General features: G+C 41.5%; 15 protein-coding genes. 2 read left to right on the forward strand and 13 right to left on the reverse strand.

Going from position 1 to position 14,844, the window contains the following annotated elements; translation table 11 throughout:
* Positions 1-10: 10 nt before the first annotated feature.
* Genes MOJ78_RS12805 through MOJ78_RS12820 form a run of 4 tightly spaced genes read right to left on the reverse strand, consistent with a single transcriptional unit; the run spans position 11 to position 3,943 of the window.
* The gene (locus tag MOJ78_RS12805) at positions 11-1,327 is read right to left on the reverse strand and encodes a short-chain fatty acid transporter (RefSeq protein WP_304981253.1); all 1,317 of its coding nucleotides are present in this window, start codon (positions 1,325-1,327) and stop codon (positions 11-13) included.
* A gap of 35 nt (positions 1,328-1,362) precedes the next feature.
* Complete coding sequence (locus MOJ78_RS12810; RefSeq protein ID WP_304977739.1) at positions 1,363-2,034, reverse strand: CoA transferase subunit B; 672 nt, start codon at positions 2,032-2,034, stop codon at positions 1,363-1,365.
* 20 nt (positions 2,035-2,054) lie between these two features.
* On the reverse strand, positions 2,055-2,744 hold the full coding sequence (locus tag MOJ78_RS12815; protein ID WP_304977740.1) for a CoA transferase subunit A: 690 nt from the start codon (positions 2,742-2,744) through the stop codon (positions 2,055-2,057).
* A 17-nt stretch (positions 2,745-2,761) separates the two neighbouring features.
* A complete protein-coding gene (locus tag MOJ78_RS12820; RefSeq protein WP_304977741.1) occupies positions 2,762-3,943 on the reverse strand; it encodes an acetyl-CoA C-acetyltransferase in 1,182 nt (393 codons plus the stop codon).
* A gap of 233 nt (positions 3,944-4,176) precedes the next feature.
* On the opposite strand from MOJ78_RS12820, the gene MOJ78_RS12825 reads away from it, so the two are divergent.
* Positions 4,177-5,076 (forward strand): hydroxymethylglutaryl-CoA lyase, encoded by a 900-nt coding sequence (locus MOJ78_RS12825; RefSeq protein ID WP_304977742.1) that lies wholly within the window; start codon positions 4,177-4,179, stop codon positions 5,074-5,076.
* A gap of 69 nt (positions 5,077-5,145) precedes the next feature.
* Here MOJ78_RS12825 and MOJ78_RS12830 read toward each other — a convergent pair whose 3' ends face one another.
* From MOJ78_RS12830 to MOJ78_RS12860, 7 genes are all read right to left on the reverse strand, one after another.
* The gene (locus MOJ78_RS12830) at positions 5,146-6,225 is read right to left on the reverse strand and encodes an FAD-dependent oxidoreductase (protein ID WP_304977743.1); all 1,080 of its coding nucleotides are present in this window, start codon (positions 6,223-6,225) and stop codon (positions 5,146-5,148) included.
* Between the two features lie 38 nt (positions 6,226-6,263).
* A complete protein-coding gene (locus MOJ78_RS12835) occupies positions 6,264-6,917 on the reverse strand; it encodes a TVP38/TMEM64 family protein (protein WP_304977744.1) in 654 nt (217 codons plus the stop codon).
* A 323-nt stretch (positions 6,918-7,240) separates the two neighbouring features.
* On the reverse strand, positions 7,241-7,396 hold the full coding sequence (locus MOJ78_RS12840) for a putative holin-like toxin (RefSeq protein WP_304977745.1): 156 nt from the start codon (positions 7,394-7,396) through the stop codon (positions 7,241-7,243).
* A 376-nt stretch (positions 7,397-7,772) separates the two neighbouring features.
* Positions 7,773-8,339, reverse strand: a complete 567-nt coding sequence (locus MOJ78_RS12845; protein WP_304977746.1) for an RNA polymerase sigma factor — start codon at positions 8,337-8,339, stop codon at positions 7,773-7,775.
* 17 nt (positions 8,340-8,356) lie between these two features.
* The gene (locus tag MOJ78_RS12850; protein ID WP_304977747.1) at positions 8,357-10,414 is read right to left on the reverse strand and encodes a DUF6449 domain-containing protein; all 2,058 of its coding nucleotides are present in this window, start codon (positions 10,412-10,414) and stop codon (positions 8,357-8,359) included.
* Complete coding sequence (locus MOJ78_RS12855; protein ID WP_304977748.1) at positions 10,389-11,288, reverse strand: ABC transporter ATP-binding protein; 900 nt, start codon at positions 11,286-11,288, stop codon at positions 10,389-10,391. The genes MOJ78_RS12850 and MOJ78_RS12855 overlap by 26 nt, the downstream gene beginning before the upstream one ends.
* Positions 11,289-11,302: 14 nt before the next feature.
* On the reverse strand, positions 11,303-11,668 hold the full coding sequence (locus MOJ78_RS12860; protein ID WP_304977749.1) for a GntR family transcriptional regulator: 366 nt from the start codon (positions 11,666-11,668) through the stop codon (positions 11,303-11,305).
* Positions 11,669-11,934: 266 nt separating this feature from the next.
* Between MOJ78_RS12860 and MOJ78_RS12865 the strand changes: the two genes are divergently transcribed.
* Positions 11,935-12,924 carry a DUF3895 domain-containing protein gene (locus tag MOJ78_RS12865; RefSeq protein ID WP_304977750.1) on the forward strand — a complete coding sequence of 330 codons (990 nt, stop codon included), beginning with the start codon at positions 11,935-11,937 and terminating at the stop codon, positions 12,922-12,924.
* Positions 12,925-12,991: 67 nt separating this feature from the next.
* Here the strand turns inward: MOJ78_RS12865 and MOJ78_RS12870 are convergent, their stop codons facing one another.
* Both MOJ78_RS12870 and MOJ78_RS12875 read right to left on the reverse strand, forming a co-directional pair.
* The gene (locus tag MOJ78_RS12870; RefSeq protein WP_304977751.1) at positions 12,992-13,324 is read right to left on the reverse strand and encodes a YolD-like family protein; all 333 of its coding nucleotides are present in this window, start codon (positions 13,322-13,324) and stop codon (positions 12,992-12,994) included.
* A gap of 18 nt (positions 13,325-13,342) precedes the next feature.
* Positions 13,343-14,605, reverse strand: coding sequence for a Y-family DNA polymerase (locus tag MOJ78_RS12875; RefSeq protein WP_304977752.1), 1,263 nt, complete (start codon positions 14,603-14,605; stop codon positions 13,343-13,345).
* Between the last annotated feature and the right edge of the window lie 239 nt (positions 14,606-14,844).

Here is a 14,844-nt window from a genome sequence, read left to right on the forward strand (position 1 = left end):
ACTTAACTGATTAAATAAACACAAGGCCGATTGAAATGAACACTCCACCTACAATCATTGAAATTAAGCAAAATCCCATGATATCTTTTGCGGATAAGCCTGCAATTGCCAATGCAGGAAGAGCCCAGAATGGTTGAATCATGTTCGTCCACGCATCTCCCCAGGCAACTGCCATTGCTGTTTTCGCAGCAGATATACCGAGTTCTTCACCAGCCAAGAGCATAATCGGTGCTTGAACTGCCCATTGGCCTCCGCCAGATGGCACGAAAAAATTGACGATACCCGCACTAATAAAAGCAAAGAATGGAAATGTAAGTTCATTAGAGATATTCACAAACCAGACAGACATTTCCTCTGCAAGTCCTGAGGTCACCATCATTCCCATGATTCCAGCATAGAACGGGAACTGTATAATGATCCCTCCGGCACCCTTTACAGCATCACCAACACTGTCAATAAATCTTCTCGGTGTCCCGTGCAATAAAATACCAAGAAACAGGAACGTAAAGTTCACAATGTTTAAATTCAAGCTAAATCCGCTGTCCACAAAGTAATAAACAATAAACGCAATACCGAGTAATGCTGTGATCACCGAGACAATCCAACTGTTCTCAAGTTTATCAGCTGGTGTTGATGCTTCCACAGCAGCCGCCTCTACGTTTTTTTCTTCAAGAATGGAGCGATCAATGTAATATTGATTGTCTTTCTGGTTCATCATTAAACGGTTTACAATCGGTAACACAATGAATAAGCTCACGACTATAAATAAGTTAAACGGAGCAAAAATGGTTTCTGACGTAGGAATAATACCGATTATGTCACTCGTGAAATGATCCGGTGTGGCAATCGTCAGTGGAATGGATCCGGAAAATCCACCGTGCCATACCATAAAACCAGTATATGCACTGGCAATCAATAGGCGATAGTCTACTTTTTCGACCTGTCTCGCAAGCTCCTTTGCAAATAGAGCTCCTATAACAAGGCCAAATCCCCAATTGATCCAGCTTGCAAGAAGAGATACAAGCGTAACCATTACAATCGCCTGTCCGGGTGTTGAAACTAACGAAGCAAGAGAGCGCAGCCCCTTTTTAAATAAAGGACTGCTTGCAAGCACATACCCTGTTACTAAGATCAAAACCATTTGCATCGCAAACGTCAACAAGCTCCAGAAACCATCTCCCCAGAAACTCACCATTTCTACAGGGCTGCTACCAGTGATGATCAAGCCCATCAGAAAAACAAAAAACGTCAATATGACTACAAACAAGAATGGATCGGGCAGGTAACGTTGCATCACCTTGTTCGAAATTGAAGTTAACCCTCTAATCAAACCCCACATCCCCTTTCAGCTTTAATCACTTTTTAAAATGCATTCACTCGTACATTTTCATCTATCGTAAGCGCAGGCTCGGTGACACTTTGAATGTCTTCGGGTGTGTATCCTTCTGCAACCTCAATAAGCTTCAATCCGTCTTCTGTCACATCAATCACTGCCCGATCTGTAACGATCCGATCCACTACTCCACTACCGGTCAGCGGCAGGGAACAGCTGTTCAGAATTTTTGGTTCACCACTTTTATTAACGTGGTCCATGATGACAATGATTCGTTTCGCGCCATGTACGAGGTCCATTGCACCACCCATTCCTTTAATCATTTTTCCGGGGATCATCCAGTTGGCAAGATCGCCATTTACTGAAACCTCCATTCCCCCTAAAATGGCAATATCAATATGTCCGCCTCGGATCATCGCAAATGATTCTGAGCTGTCAAAATACGCTGCACCTTTACTTGCGGTCACCGTTTCTTTTCCGGCATTGATCAAGTCTGGGTCAACTTCATCCTCTGTTGGATAACGGCCGATTCCAAGCAACCCATTTTCGGATTGGAGAACAACTTGTTTGTTATCGGAAATATGGTTGGCGACAAGGGTCGGCATTCCAATTCCTAGATTTACGTAATAGCCATCCTTGATTTCCTTTTCTGCTCGTCTCGCGATTCGTTCACGTACTTTTGCTTTATCTACTTTCGTCATCGCATTTCCTCCTCTAGCGTTTATTTCGTCAATGTTAAGCGCTCAATTTTTTTCTGCTGTTTACCAACAATGAGCTTTTGTACATAAATACTCGGTGTATGAATCGAATCTGGATCGAGTTCTCCGATTTCATATAGTTCTTCTACTTCGGCAATCGTTACTTTTCCAGCTGCCGCAATCATCGGGCTAAAGTTCCGAGCGGTCTTGTTGTAGATGAGATTCCCCATCTTGTCACCTTTCATTGCACGGACTAAGCTGAAATCTGCTGTCATCCCTCTTTCAAGCAAGTAATCTTTCCCATCAAAATTTCGTACCTCACGACCTTCCGCTAGCGGTGTTCCAACTCCCGCAGGTGTATAGAAAGCCGGAATTCCTGCTCCACCGGCACGGATCTTTTCAGCAAGCGTTCCTTGCGGAGTCAGTTCAACCTCAATTTCACCAGAAAGAACCTGACGTTCAAATTCTTTATTTTCACCGACATAAGAACCGATCATTTTCTTGATTTGTTTGTTTTTTAATAATAATCCTAAGCCCCAATCATCGACTCCACAATTGTTAGAAATCACAGTCAAATCTTTGGCACCGCTTTCAACTAGTGCCAAAATTAAATTTTCAGGGATTCCGACCAAGCCGAAGCCGCCAACCATGATTGTAGCGCCATCATGAATATCTTTTACTGCTTCCAAAAATGAGGTTTCTACTGGTTTCATTTTTCATTCATCTCCTTTTACGCTTCATTTTCAATTACTGTTGCTACTCCTTGACCGCCGCCAATACATAATGTAGCGAGGCCATACTTCCCATTTCTACGTTTAAGCTCATGAATCAATGTAACAAGAATTCGGGTTCCACTTGCACCGATCGGGTGACCAAGTGCGATGGCTCCACCGTTTACGTTTAACCGTTCACGATCGAACTCCAACTCCTTACCGACAGCCAGCGACTGCGCCGCAAAAGCCTCGTTCGCCTCAATCAGGTCAACCCTCTCCAAAGATAAATTCATCTTTTCAAGTGCTTTTTTCGTGGCTGGCACTGGACCGATACCCATAATGCTCGGATCCACTCCTGCTGATGCATTTGCACGGATCACAACAAGCGGTTTCAATCCTAGTTCCTCTGCTTTCTGTCTACTCATGACCATCACGGCTGCAGCTCCATCATTGATTCCAGATGCGTTTCCTGCTGTTACTGAACCGTCTTTTTTGAACGCTGGCCTTAATTTTCCGAGTTTATCTGCAGTTGTCCCTTTTTTCGGGTACTCATCTGTATCAAAAACAATAGGGTCTCCTTTTCGCTGTGGAATCGTAACAGGGATAATTTCATCCTTGAACTTCCCAGCTTCGATTGCAGTAGATGCTTTTTCCTGGCTCCATGCTGAAAATTCATCAAGTTCCTCACGTGATAACCCATGAGACTCACATAGATTTTCAGCAGTAAGGCCCATGTGGTAATCATTAAAGGCACACCAAAGCCCGTCATGCACCATTGAATCTACTACCTTTTGATCGCCCATTTTGTATCCATCACGGGCTCTTTTTAACAAATAGGGTGCTTGACTCATATTTTCCATTCCGCCCGCTATGACAACGTCTGCGTCACCAAGTAAAATGGATTGTGCGGCTAAGTGGACTGTCTTTAGACCCGATCCACATACTTTATTTATCGTCATTGATGAAACTGTTTCAGACAGTCCCGCCGCCATCGCAGCCTGACGTGCCGGATTCTGACCAAGGCCTGCCTGCAGCACGTTCCCCATGATCACCTCATCAACTTCATTCACTCCAGTGCGTTCAATTATTTCTTTAATGACCAACCCGCCCAGTATCGGGGCAGATATTGATTTTAAACTACCGCCAAAGCCACCAATCGGTGTTCGGACGGCACTAACAATTACAGCTTCTCTCTCCATCTTTTTCTACGCCTCCTTGTAATCTGTTGTTGTAAGATCTTATCCGGTACAGGTTTCCCCATAATCCGAACAGACTTCTGATGCTCTACCTTGTCTATTTCTCACTTATTTCTGAATTCTCCTTCTTATTCGACAATATTTCTCGTTTTGATAGAAAATACTTGCTTCTCAGAAAATTAACACGATACAATAAAAGATAACGCTTACATTTCATCTGAGTATTGGAGGTCTATATGAACATACCTAAGGAAGTTACAATAATCGAAGTAGGACCTAGAGACGGACTGCAAAACGAAAAGAATCCAGTTCCTACCGCAACTAAAATTGAATTTATCAACGCACTTAAAGCTGCTGGAATAAAGCAAATTGAATTGACGTCTTTTGTCTCTCCAAAATGGGTACCGCAAATGAGCGATGCGAAGGAAATCATTGATGCATGCCTTGACAGTGAACGGAATTTCGTACTTGCACCGAATCGGAAAGGAATCGAACGTGTTTACGATACAAACGTAAAGCATGTCGCTGTATTCGTCGGTGTCAGTTCATCCTTCAATGAAAAGAACATTAATAAAACGACCGAAGAAAGCATGAGTGAGCTTCAACCGATCATCAAAGAACTTAAGGAGAAGGGCTATTTTGTACGGGCTTGTATTTCAACTTCTTTTTACTGTCCGTATGAAGGGAAAATCGACCCCGCAGATACAGAAGCATTGTGCTCACAATTTGTTGAATTTGGAGTAGATGAATTGAGTGTAGCCGATACGGTTGGTATGGCAAATCCACATGAAAGCTATGAGTTGTTTGAACGATTACATAATAAACTCGAGGGAAAAGTATTGATAACCGGACATTTCCATGATACCCGCGGTATGGCTCTCGCAAATATATATGCCTGTCTGCAAGCAGGTATTACTAGGTTTGATTGTTCTAGTGGCGGACTTGGCGGCTGTCCGTTCGCACCCGGAGCAACAGGTAATGTAGCAACAGAAGATGTGGTATTCATGCTTGAACAAATGGGCATTCGAACAGGCATTTCTTTAGAGGGGATTGCGGAGGCGGTCGACTTGATTAAACCACATATTTCTCGACCGATTGGCAGTAAAATGTATCATCTAACGAAACAAACGATGTAAATAAGTAATTATTAGGAAGGACCTGAGGAGTAAACTTGACTTCGCTCAGGTCCATTTCATTTTTATTTTTCAATTGATCAAACCAATCGACTTACGATCGATTCGATCCCTTAAAAGCCATGGTAGATAGCCGAACATACTTAGTTTTCCATACGATAATAAGGCTTTTCGGTTGCCAGTTGATAAAATCGATAAAGTACGTTTTGGCGGAGTATAACGATAACCTTCCCCACTTTGAAGATACCCTTTGATATTATCAAAAAGCACACTACCCTGCTTTAGTAATGAAGCATGATTACAAGGTAGGTTAGGGTAATCTCTAAACGTTACACTGGCTCCTGTCCCAAAAATAAATGGAAATTGCTTCACCTGCAAGGTGTCTTCAACGATCAATTTTCCTTTTTCATCAACGGGCAGCTTAGAGCTCCTGAATAACTTAGATGCTTTTGATGTTGGTAGACATAAAAACGTATCAAACGAATAAGCGGAGGATTGTGTAACGATTTCATTCTTGTCCACACGTTGCACCTCTTCATCATCGACAAGTTGGATACCCGCTCTTTGAATCAGCTGACTAATTTTTGATTGATGTGCTTCCTCAGTCTGTTCTCGTAAGCGATTAATTAATATGACCTTTCCGTTATCGCCGTTCTTTTCCTTCCAAGCTTGAATTGAGAAACTTAATTCAATCCCTGCATGTTTTCCACCCGCAATTACAACCTGTCCAGTCATTCGTTTTTCGTTGATAAGCCTTTGGACCTGTTCGTTGTGAGTAGGATCAATAACTCCACTTGTATCCTTTAGGATGAAAGGGTCAATCGAAGCTGAGTCCATATCGAATGAAACAACATCGAAATTCAGAATCTCCCCTTCATCTGTTAAGACCATCTTTTGTTTTGCATCAATCGATAATGGTTTTCCTTTTACAAATGTCACTCCTGCATCTGTTGCTAACTTTACAAAATCCAATTCTAACTGTTCAAATTGATAGATTCCTTCAAGCAAGCCTGGTAACATTTTTGAGTAAATATCAGTCTTTTTGGGTAAGAGTAATGTAACATCGCTAGTAAGCCTTTCACCTTCTTTTAATCGTTTCAAGAAATGAAGATGGGAATAGCCTCCTCCAATGAGCAATATTTTTTCCGCCATAAAATCTCCCTTTTATATAAATCGTTTAGATGACCTGATCAGTCTTTAAAAGCAAGCATAGATGAGAGTTGTTTTCGAAACAGAAATGGGAAAATCGTTAATACCACCAACAGAATAATTGATAGGATTATAATCTCATTTCCACCTGAATATGCACTGCTCCCAATGCCGCAATAAATAAACGCGCCTGGTACCACACCTAGAAATGTAGCCCATAGATAATGGGAAAAGCGAATAGTAGACACCGCACTTAAATACGTTACAATTTCAAAATGTAAAAACGGGAGCAGGCGTAACACAATTAAAATATAAAAGCCTCTCCGGTTAATTTGTTCCCGTATTTTATCATATTTCGGCTTTGAAGGAACCCTGCCTACTGTAATACCCAATCTCCGAACCGCTAAAAACGAGACAACCGCGCCTAGGCAGGTGCCTACCATTGTTAACCCGAACCCATACCAGAAGCCAAACGCAAGTCCACCTACGATTGCTAATAACGATGATGGAAACAGAACAAACGGCCTGATTGTAAATAAAATCAAATATATTCCTGGTGCAATCCATCCGAATGAAAGAACCCAGTTTCGGATCTCCTCAGGCGGAATCTTCAAGAAAGTGTGGTTTAACCAGAGAAATAAAGTCAGTATTATTACGGTCATTATTAAATTGCGGATGAGTTTTTTCTTGTTCATCTGATCTCGCCCTCTACTTTTTCAATGGCGTGCTATCTAGGAATACTGAAATTGACTGCGCGATTCCTATATATGAATTCATTGTATAATAAACCGAACGATTTTTATACAAGTGCGATAAACTAACAAGGAGTAGTCAGTGCTACTGTTTGTTTTTTGAAAATATGGTATCCTATGATTAGGACAACATATACTTATAAAAAGGGAAGACTCTAAATTAAGAACTTTAGAGTCTTCCCTGGAGATAGCACAATAGATTCCCTCTTGGGGGAAGACTATTCAGCTGGATGACCATCCTACCTAGCCGGCAAGCTTAAGGATGGTCATTTCCTTTTAGTTGGAAACGCTAACAACGTGACGATCAGCAGTCCAAACGTTAGCATAAGACTGATGGCCTCGTACGCTGTCATGACATCACCCCTTTTCTGTTTCGACATCACTACCGAAACGGGGATCCGCCTTCCACCCTTAAGTGTCATCTATTGCACTTCTTCGATTATAACACAATTCCATGTTTTCCCACATCCTTCGATAGAGACATTTATTATATTCTCATCGATGTGCATTCATTCCGTTTTTATTTTAAACCCTCATCATATATATTTGTAAAAACTTTTTTCAAAGACCCCCATACGGTTATTGGAAAACCCGAAATCTATTAACACAACCCCCTTAAAAGTTAAAATAGAAAGGACACTTTTGATATGGTACCCCCTGTATCAAACAGTGTCCTTTTTGCGTGTTGAGTAAAGCTCCAGCACCTAGGCGCTGGAGCTAGACAATACATCTTTGCGACAAAAATCCCCACTCCGCTTACTAAAAAACACCCCAATTTATCGTTGGGGTGTTCAAAGATTACGCGCTTATAACTTCAGCGTTCCCTTTATTTATTCCAGTCTTCAATTGTTGTCTAGCTCTGTATAGACGGGATTTTACTGTTCCTTTCGGAAGATGCAGATACTCAGCAATTTCCTCTTCTTTATACCCATTTTCAAATTTCAAGAGAAATACATCTTTCAAATCAGGCTTCAGATGCTGGATCTCCTGCCGGATTTCTTCCTCTAGCCAATGATGTTCTGCTTCTGTTTCAACATCACAATAATGGTCTGTCTTCGTTTCATCTTGTGCATACATGACATCTTCAACCGATATTGTTCCGGCTCTTTTTTCTTTTCGAATCAGATCTATTGCTGTTCGTGATGCAATGGTTGATAACCAAGCTCCGATTTTATCGAGATCAGCTATCGTATCCAATTTATTGAATGCTTTGATAAATGTTTCCTGCATGATATCTTCAGCAAGGTGAGCGTCTCGGGTAATCCGGATTGCAACCCGATAAACTTTATCGCAAAAAGTTTCATAGATGAGTGTAAAATCAATTTCAGGAATGTCTAAGTTTATACTTGTTAACACGGCTGACACGTGTTCCACCTCACTTTTTATTCAAAATGCTGTCTTACGAACTCCGGGATGTTGCCATCATCAAAGGTTCTCAAGTCATAAAAACCGTGTTTTTTAAATTGAAAACCGATAAAATAATCAGCTTCTGTTGGACCATACTCATATCCGATAGCAGTACGCAAGCAGTTTTCAATCTGTTCCTTTGATGTAATCTTCAAGGCTTTATCATTCTCGAGCATCTGTTCTGAAATCGGTCCATTTAACATATGTCTGAACTTTTCCATATCACCAATGTCATCGCGTTTAACCACTACCGCGAACGAAATATCCTCTGCATTGACCCGTGCTTCTTTAAGTTTTTCCTGTTCCCTTAGGACGTTTTCAAACCTCGTATAGCCTGGCTTGAATGGCATATGGATTTCTCTTGTATGCTTTCCGTCCAGTAAAATCGTGATCGAGGAATCCCGGCTATGGTATTTATCATGCGGGTTGTAATCCTCGTTCTGAACATCGGTTTGGAGTGCTGCAATGGCATCCGTGATCACTTCTGGATCTGAAAGCACTGCCCTCTTATTAACTGGTCCTTGCGGGCTGACAGATATTTGGTCAACTCGTTCTGGGTTGACGTGTAATACTTCATATTCCGCTTCTTTATATTCCTTTGAATTATAAATCTGCTTTAAATAATCGCTATACGGTTCAGTATTGATAAGATCATATTGACGGATCACTTTTTCTCCGTCTTTCAGTTCATAAGCGATGAAGACACTTTGTTCTGAACGCGTAGGACGTTCAAGTATATCTTTATTTTCAATTATTTGTCTATGCAGGTATTGGATCGCTTGGATGTTATCAGGTTCGTTGAAAAACGGTTTATGATCATCTACTGGCCGGCCGACAACATAGGAATTTTGATCCTGGTCCCTCATATAACCAAAGGACGCTTCTGCAAAGTATACGCGCTCAATCTCGTCAAGCTCTGGCACCTTGCTCTGGTAACCCGTCACATCAAAATGGATGAGTAATCCGAGTACGACCATTGCTAACGCATAAATGCCGTACCCTTTGACATTAGTAAACACACGCCACGTTTTTTGCAGCAGCATTTCCGCGATGAAATAGCCGATCAAGGATCCGATTACATAGCCGAAAACTGCCCAGGATAAACTATTTTGGGTCTCCCCGAAATAGAACCCACCGAATAGCATCGTACAAAATGTGACCCCATACTTGAATATCGGTCTAAATTGACGGAATACGATGGCGTGGGAAACGGTTTCGAGATTCCGTTTCTTATACAGCCACATTCCGAGACCATAGAATAATAGGGTGACCGCAATATAAATCAAGATTTCCGCCGTATTCATTACACTTTCTGTTGAACCCTCGACACGATGAATGCCATTTACAAAATCAACTGCATTCGTTACAGGCGATAATTGCATGACTTCATACTCAACATAATAATTTGGCAAAAAGCCGAACAGGAAGAGATTGAGGTTCACGATGAACAATCCGGTTATCCCTGCCGGGAACAGCAGAAGGATGAATGTCAGTACCGCTTGCACCGCTGAAAGACCTGTCACTGTCCCGACGAATACCCCGGCAAGAAACACGAGCAGAATGACCACAATCGTTATACCGGCCCAGGATAGGATTTGCTGTACCGTGAAAAATTTATCGAGATCAAGCATCCCATCAAGTATTAATAACGTTATAGCTGTTACCAGGACCGGTACGACTAAATAAAAGACACCGATGCCTACATATTGGTTATAGATGGTCGTCCGTTTGATCGGTAGACTATGCATGAAATCTGATGCTGTCTTCACCTGTAGATATCGGAATAAAAAGACCGCAAGTAAGATTGGGATAGCGAACATCAACACAATCTGAATTTCGAACAATATCGAGAATACATTTTCATACCGTTCAAAATAAAAATCGCCGTATTCCCGTTGGTTCGACCATAGCATCAGTACTTGAAGAGGGATCGTAAAGAGCAGCCCAACTAAATATACGATTCCGACCCAACCGACATTTCGGAAGCTTTGAATCATCATTTCTTTATTAAACCAGGATGTTTTTGATTGCATACCCAACGTCCCCCATTTCGTAAATAAAAATTTCTTCAAGCGTCAGTGACAGCATGTCAAAAATGACAGGATCATATTTTTCAAATTTAGACGCGATCATATCAGGCTGTCCACGTACGATACAGAGCAGGACACTGCCTCGTTCTTCCTTATACAATACGTGGATGTCCTCGAATAATCCGGCAGGAATCCCTTTCTTGAACGCTACCTGAACCTTGTGAATATCAGATTTCAAATCATCGAGATCTTTTTCCAAAAGGAGTTTCCCTTTATGTAAGATTCCGATATGGTCACAAATGTCTTCGATTTCCCTGAGATTGTGTGAAGAGATCAGCACGGTCATTTCTCTTTCTGCAACATCTTGTAATATAAGGTTCTTCACCTTTTTACGCATGACTGGATCAAGTCCGTCGAACGGTTCATCAAGCACCATGATTTCAGGCATTGCTGAAAGGGTCAGCCAGAATGCGACTTGTCTTTGCATTCCTTTCGAGAATTTCTGGATTTTTTTATCCACGTCGATTTCAAAAACCTCATGAAGCTTTTGGAAGCGTTCCTCGTTCCAATTCGAATAGAGGCTTCTATAAAAATTGGCCATTTGCTTTACTGTATATTGAGAAAAAAAGTACAGTGTATCTGGCAGAAAAATCATTCGGGTCTTAAGCGAGATGTTTTCAAATACCGGCTGTTCATCGATGGTTACCGTTCCCTCATTTTCTCTGTAAATGCCAGATACGTGCTTCAAGAGCGTTGTTTTACCTGCTCCGTTCGATCCGAGCAATCCGTAGATCGAGCCTTTATTGACGGTAAACGATACATCGGTTAATACATCTATATCATCAAAGCTTTTGTGTACATTACGTATTTCAATCACTTTAGTCCCTCCCCCTATCTTTGTTCAATCTCTCTAACTAATCCGCACAGTTCATCACCTGTCATACCAAGGTACAAGGCTTCTGAAATGAGTCTTGTCAGTTCCTCTTCAATCTTTATCCGTTTTCCCGATTGAATGGAGTCAATTGTTTCACTGACAAAATTCCCCTTACCTTTGATGGAATAAATATATCCCTGTGCTTCAAGTTCTCTATATGCTTTTTGAATCGTATTCGGGTTGATTGTCAGCTGCTGAGCAAGCACCCTTACTGAAGGGAGTTGTTCATCTTTTTTCAATACATCATTAATGATCAATTCTTTAATCTTTTCGACGAGTTGTTCGTAAATCGGCTTTCTGCTTCTAACATCGAGGTCAAACATATCCACCCTCCCATCTCTTGCTTGTGAGCTGTACTAAGTGTATGAACCGTATTAACTGTACTATTATTATTAATACAGTTGTTATTATATACGAACTTTCTAACATATGGAAGACTTTTTATTGTTTTTTCAAAAAAAACCGTTCCTTTGGTCTGACAATTAGGTCATTAATTAGAAATTGAACAACCTTCTATGTTAAATTAAAACTGTCTGAATATTTAAATTGATCTTATTTGATTTAGACTTTTAATTGGAGGTGCAGACATTTGTCAGTAACGTTATCAGTTTCTGAAAGAGAAGAAATTATGAAGTTGTTAAACGATGAACAAAAATCTTATTTAAATGAGCGGCTTAAACGAGGAAGGAAAACTGTATTTGCAAATACCTTGGCTATGGATAAGGGGCTTTACTTACCTGATGGGGCTTCTGATGAAGAAATCGAATTACTGCTCGATGAATGGATTCTAGAGGATTATATTGATCATGAAGTCGTTTCAGCGGATCATCCATGTGAATGTGGTCGACCTTTACGATATGAATACATAGTACGACATCTACAAACAAATGAACGTCGGAGCTTCGGAGTAAATCACTTTGAAGAGCATACAGGTTTATCTCCGGATATCGTAAAAGCAATTATGAAAGGGTTTCAAAAAATTGATTATGAATTGGATGAAGTTTTATCTAAACTTAAAAATAATTGGACTAGAGATGATACTATTCAAGACCTCCCTCATGAACTAGAAATGCCACATGATATACTCCAACACCTGCACTTGAAGCTACCATTGCTAGAACGGCAGAAAGAGCGATTGAACAAAATCCTTTCTGACTATCAAGACAACACCTTTTACAATGACAACTTCAAACATGAAGAGAACCAAACACAACCCACTCAAGTTAATGAATTTGACCATATTCATAATCCTGCAAGTGATTATACTCAAGCAAAATTAAGTTTATTTGATGACCAACCCGTCCAGAACCCTTCTGACGAGGAGATTATATTGGATGCAGCAGCCTATATTTTATCTAATGAATACAAAGATGCGATTCTTTCTTATTTAGATGAGGGTGTTGAAAGTGCTCGACTAATTTGTGAACTTCTCATAAAAAACCAAAATGCTCCGCGAGAACGTTATATCTCGAATAAGCCTAGGATTTATTATTCAGTATGTTTATTCCTGGACAACCTTATTATTTCAGAACAACTAGAGCTACATTCCCACGATACAATTGATAGGATTTATAAATAGCATTAGTTTTTTAGTCTATTAGTGGGCCCAAAAGAATTTAAAGCACCTTTAGGCCCACATCTTAGTATTATAAATAGCGGATATCAAGGATGTCTTGGAGCTTCAGGTCTTGTCGGTCACCGAATTCATTGACGATCCTTAAAATGTGGTGGACAGGATCAGCGTAATGAATGTTTCCGATGAGGATCTTATACCCGTCGCTTTCAAAATGCACGAATGACAGGGTGCGGTTCGATGCCATTGCTTCATGAATGATGTCATTCATTTCCTCGAGCTTTTGCTCATCCAAATCAGGCTTTTGCTGGATCCGGTCCTCTTCCTTCCAGTCGCGCAGCAGCTTGACATGCTCCGGTAGCATCATCGCCGTCCATTTGATATTCCCACGGTCACGGATACCCATGATGATTCACGCCCTTCCTTATGCTTTGTGTCCGCCGACAAGACGACTGCGATGTCTGGCTGTTCCTGCTGTCGTATAGGATACCGCACGCAAAAGGGAATCCCCGCCATATCTTTCACGGATTCGATCCATCGTATAGCCGAGCGTTCGCTTTTTCGGACGATCAAGATCGAAAAGGGAAAGCTGCATTTCCTCATCTGCACAAACGTTAGAAAGTGTAATCGAAAGCTTCCGAACGGTTTCCCCTGTATAGAACTCGTCGAACAGCTCGAGGCAAACCCGGTAAAGATCCATCGTGATGTTCGTCGGTTCAGGAATCGTCCGGGAACGGTGAAAGCCTCCGCCTGCTTCGTCCTTGCTGTAGCCGACACCGAGGCTGATTGTCCGTCCGGCTTTTTTTGCGTTCCGAGCCCGGCGCCCGACCTCTTCACACATTTCAAGGATGACGTGTTGAATTTCTTTCCGAACTTTATAATCCCTCAGTAAAATCTGCCCTTTTCCGTAGCTGATTTGCCCTTGCATGATCGGAGCACCGATTTCCGACAAGTCCACCCCGTTCGCGTGATAATAAAGCTGATTCCCCATGACCCCAAACTTTTTTTCGAGTAATTCCAGTGGATAGTTGGCAAGCTGACCGACGGACATGATCCCCATCCTATTCAGAGTCCGTTCCAAACGTGGACCGATTCCCCACATGTTGCTGAGCGGGGATACCTTCCAGAGTGTTTTCTTTACATCCTCGAACGTCCACTCGGCAATCCCATACTTCTTCGCCTCAAGATCGAGACAAATTTTTGACAGCAGCATGTTCGGTCCCATTCCGATTGCACAAGGGAGGCCGTATTTTTCCCAAATTTCCTCCTTGATCCGTCGCGCAATCTCCCATTTGTCTCCCCACAGCTTTTCGGTTCCATCAACCTGAAGAAAGCTTTCATCGACACTGTACGTGTGGATGGCATCCTTCGGGACATAGCGGTTGAACAAACGGGTTATATCCGTCGAACGTCTTAAATACAGGCGCATCTCCGCATTGACGACATGGATACGCGAATCATCCGGGACCTCAAAGAGACGGCTCCCTGTACGGATTCCAAATTCCTTTTTCATCATCGGGGAAGCAGCAAGCACGACACTTCCTTGGCGTTCAGTATCTCCGACGACAACAAGATAACAGGTGAGCGGATCGAGCCCCATCTCAACGGCACTACAGCTCGCAAAAAAGCTTTTCATATCAATACAAAGAATTGTACGTTTTTCAAAGGTTGAATAATCAATTTCCATCCTCATCACCCCAGACAGGAACGTTTGTTCTATATCTTATGTCTTATTATATGAGAATATACGTTCGAATTCTACTGGAAATTTTACCCGATAAGGAAATTAATCAGGACGAAGGTCTGATTTAAATGATAATGAGAAGAGTTGGCTACCTTAGAGGAAGTTTACTGTGAAATTTTAAAATTAACTGCGAAAAATCAAAATTAACTGCGAAAACAAGTTTATTGAAAAAGGCTGACCGG

The sequence above is a fragment of the Alkalihalobacillus sp. AL-G genome, from assembly GCF_030643805.1.
Lineage (GTDB): Bacteria > Bacillota > Bacilli > Bacillales > Fictibacillaceae > Pseudalkalibacillus.

Coding starts and splice junctions, on each gene's coding strand:
- MOJ78_RS12825 (WP_304977742.1), top strand. CDS start 4,177: ATGAACATACCTAAGGAAGTTACAATAATCGAAGTAGGACCTAGAGAC.
- MOJ78_RS12810 (WP_304977739.1), bottom strand. CDS start 2,034: ATGACGAAAGTAGATAAAGCAAAAGTACGTGAACGAATCGCGAGACGA.
- MOJ78_RS12860 (WP_304977749.1), bottom strand. CDS start 11,668: ATGTTTGACCTCGATGTTAGAAGCAGAAAGCCGATTTACGAACAACTC.
- MOJ78_RS12835 (WP_304977744.1), bottom strand. CDS start 6,917: ATGAACAAGAAAAAACTCATCCGCAATTTAATAATGACCGTAATAATA.
- MOJ78_RS12850 (WP_304977747.1), bottom strand. CDS start 10,414: ATGCAATCAAAAACATCCTGGTTTAATAAAGAAATGATGATTCAAAGC.
- MOJ78_RS12875 (WP_304977752.1), bottom strand. CDS start 14,605: ATGGAAATTGATTATTCAACCTTTGAAAAACGTACAATTCTTTGTATT.
- MOJ78_RS12840 (WP_304977745.1), bottom strand. CDS start 7,396: ATGACACTTAAGGGTGGAAGGCGGATCCCCGTTTCGGTAGTGATGTCG.
- MOJ78_RS12820 (WP_304977741.1), bottom strand. CDS start 3,943: ATGGAGAGAGAAGCTGTAATTGTTAGTGCCGTCCGAACACCGATTGGT.
- MOJ78_RS12830 (WP_304977743.1), bottom strand. CDS start 6,225: ATGGCGGAAAAAATATTGCTCATTGGAGGAGGCTATTCCCATCTTCAT.
- MOJ78_RS12870 (WP_304977751.1), bottom strand. CDS start 13,324: ATGGGTATCCGTGACCGTGGGAATATCAAATGGACGGCGATGATGCTA.
- MOJ78_RS12815 (WP_304977740.1), bottom strand. CDS start 2,744: ATGAAACCAGTAGAAACCTCATTTTTGGAAGCAGTAAAAGATATTCAT.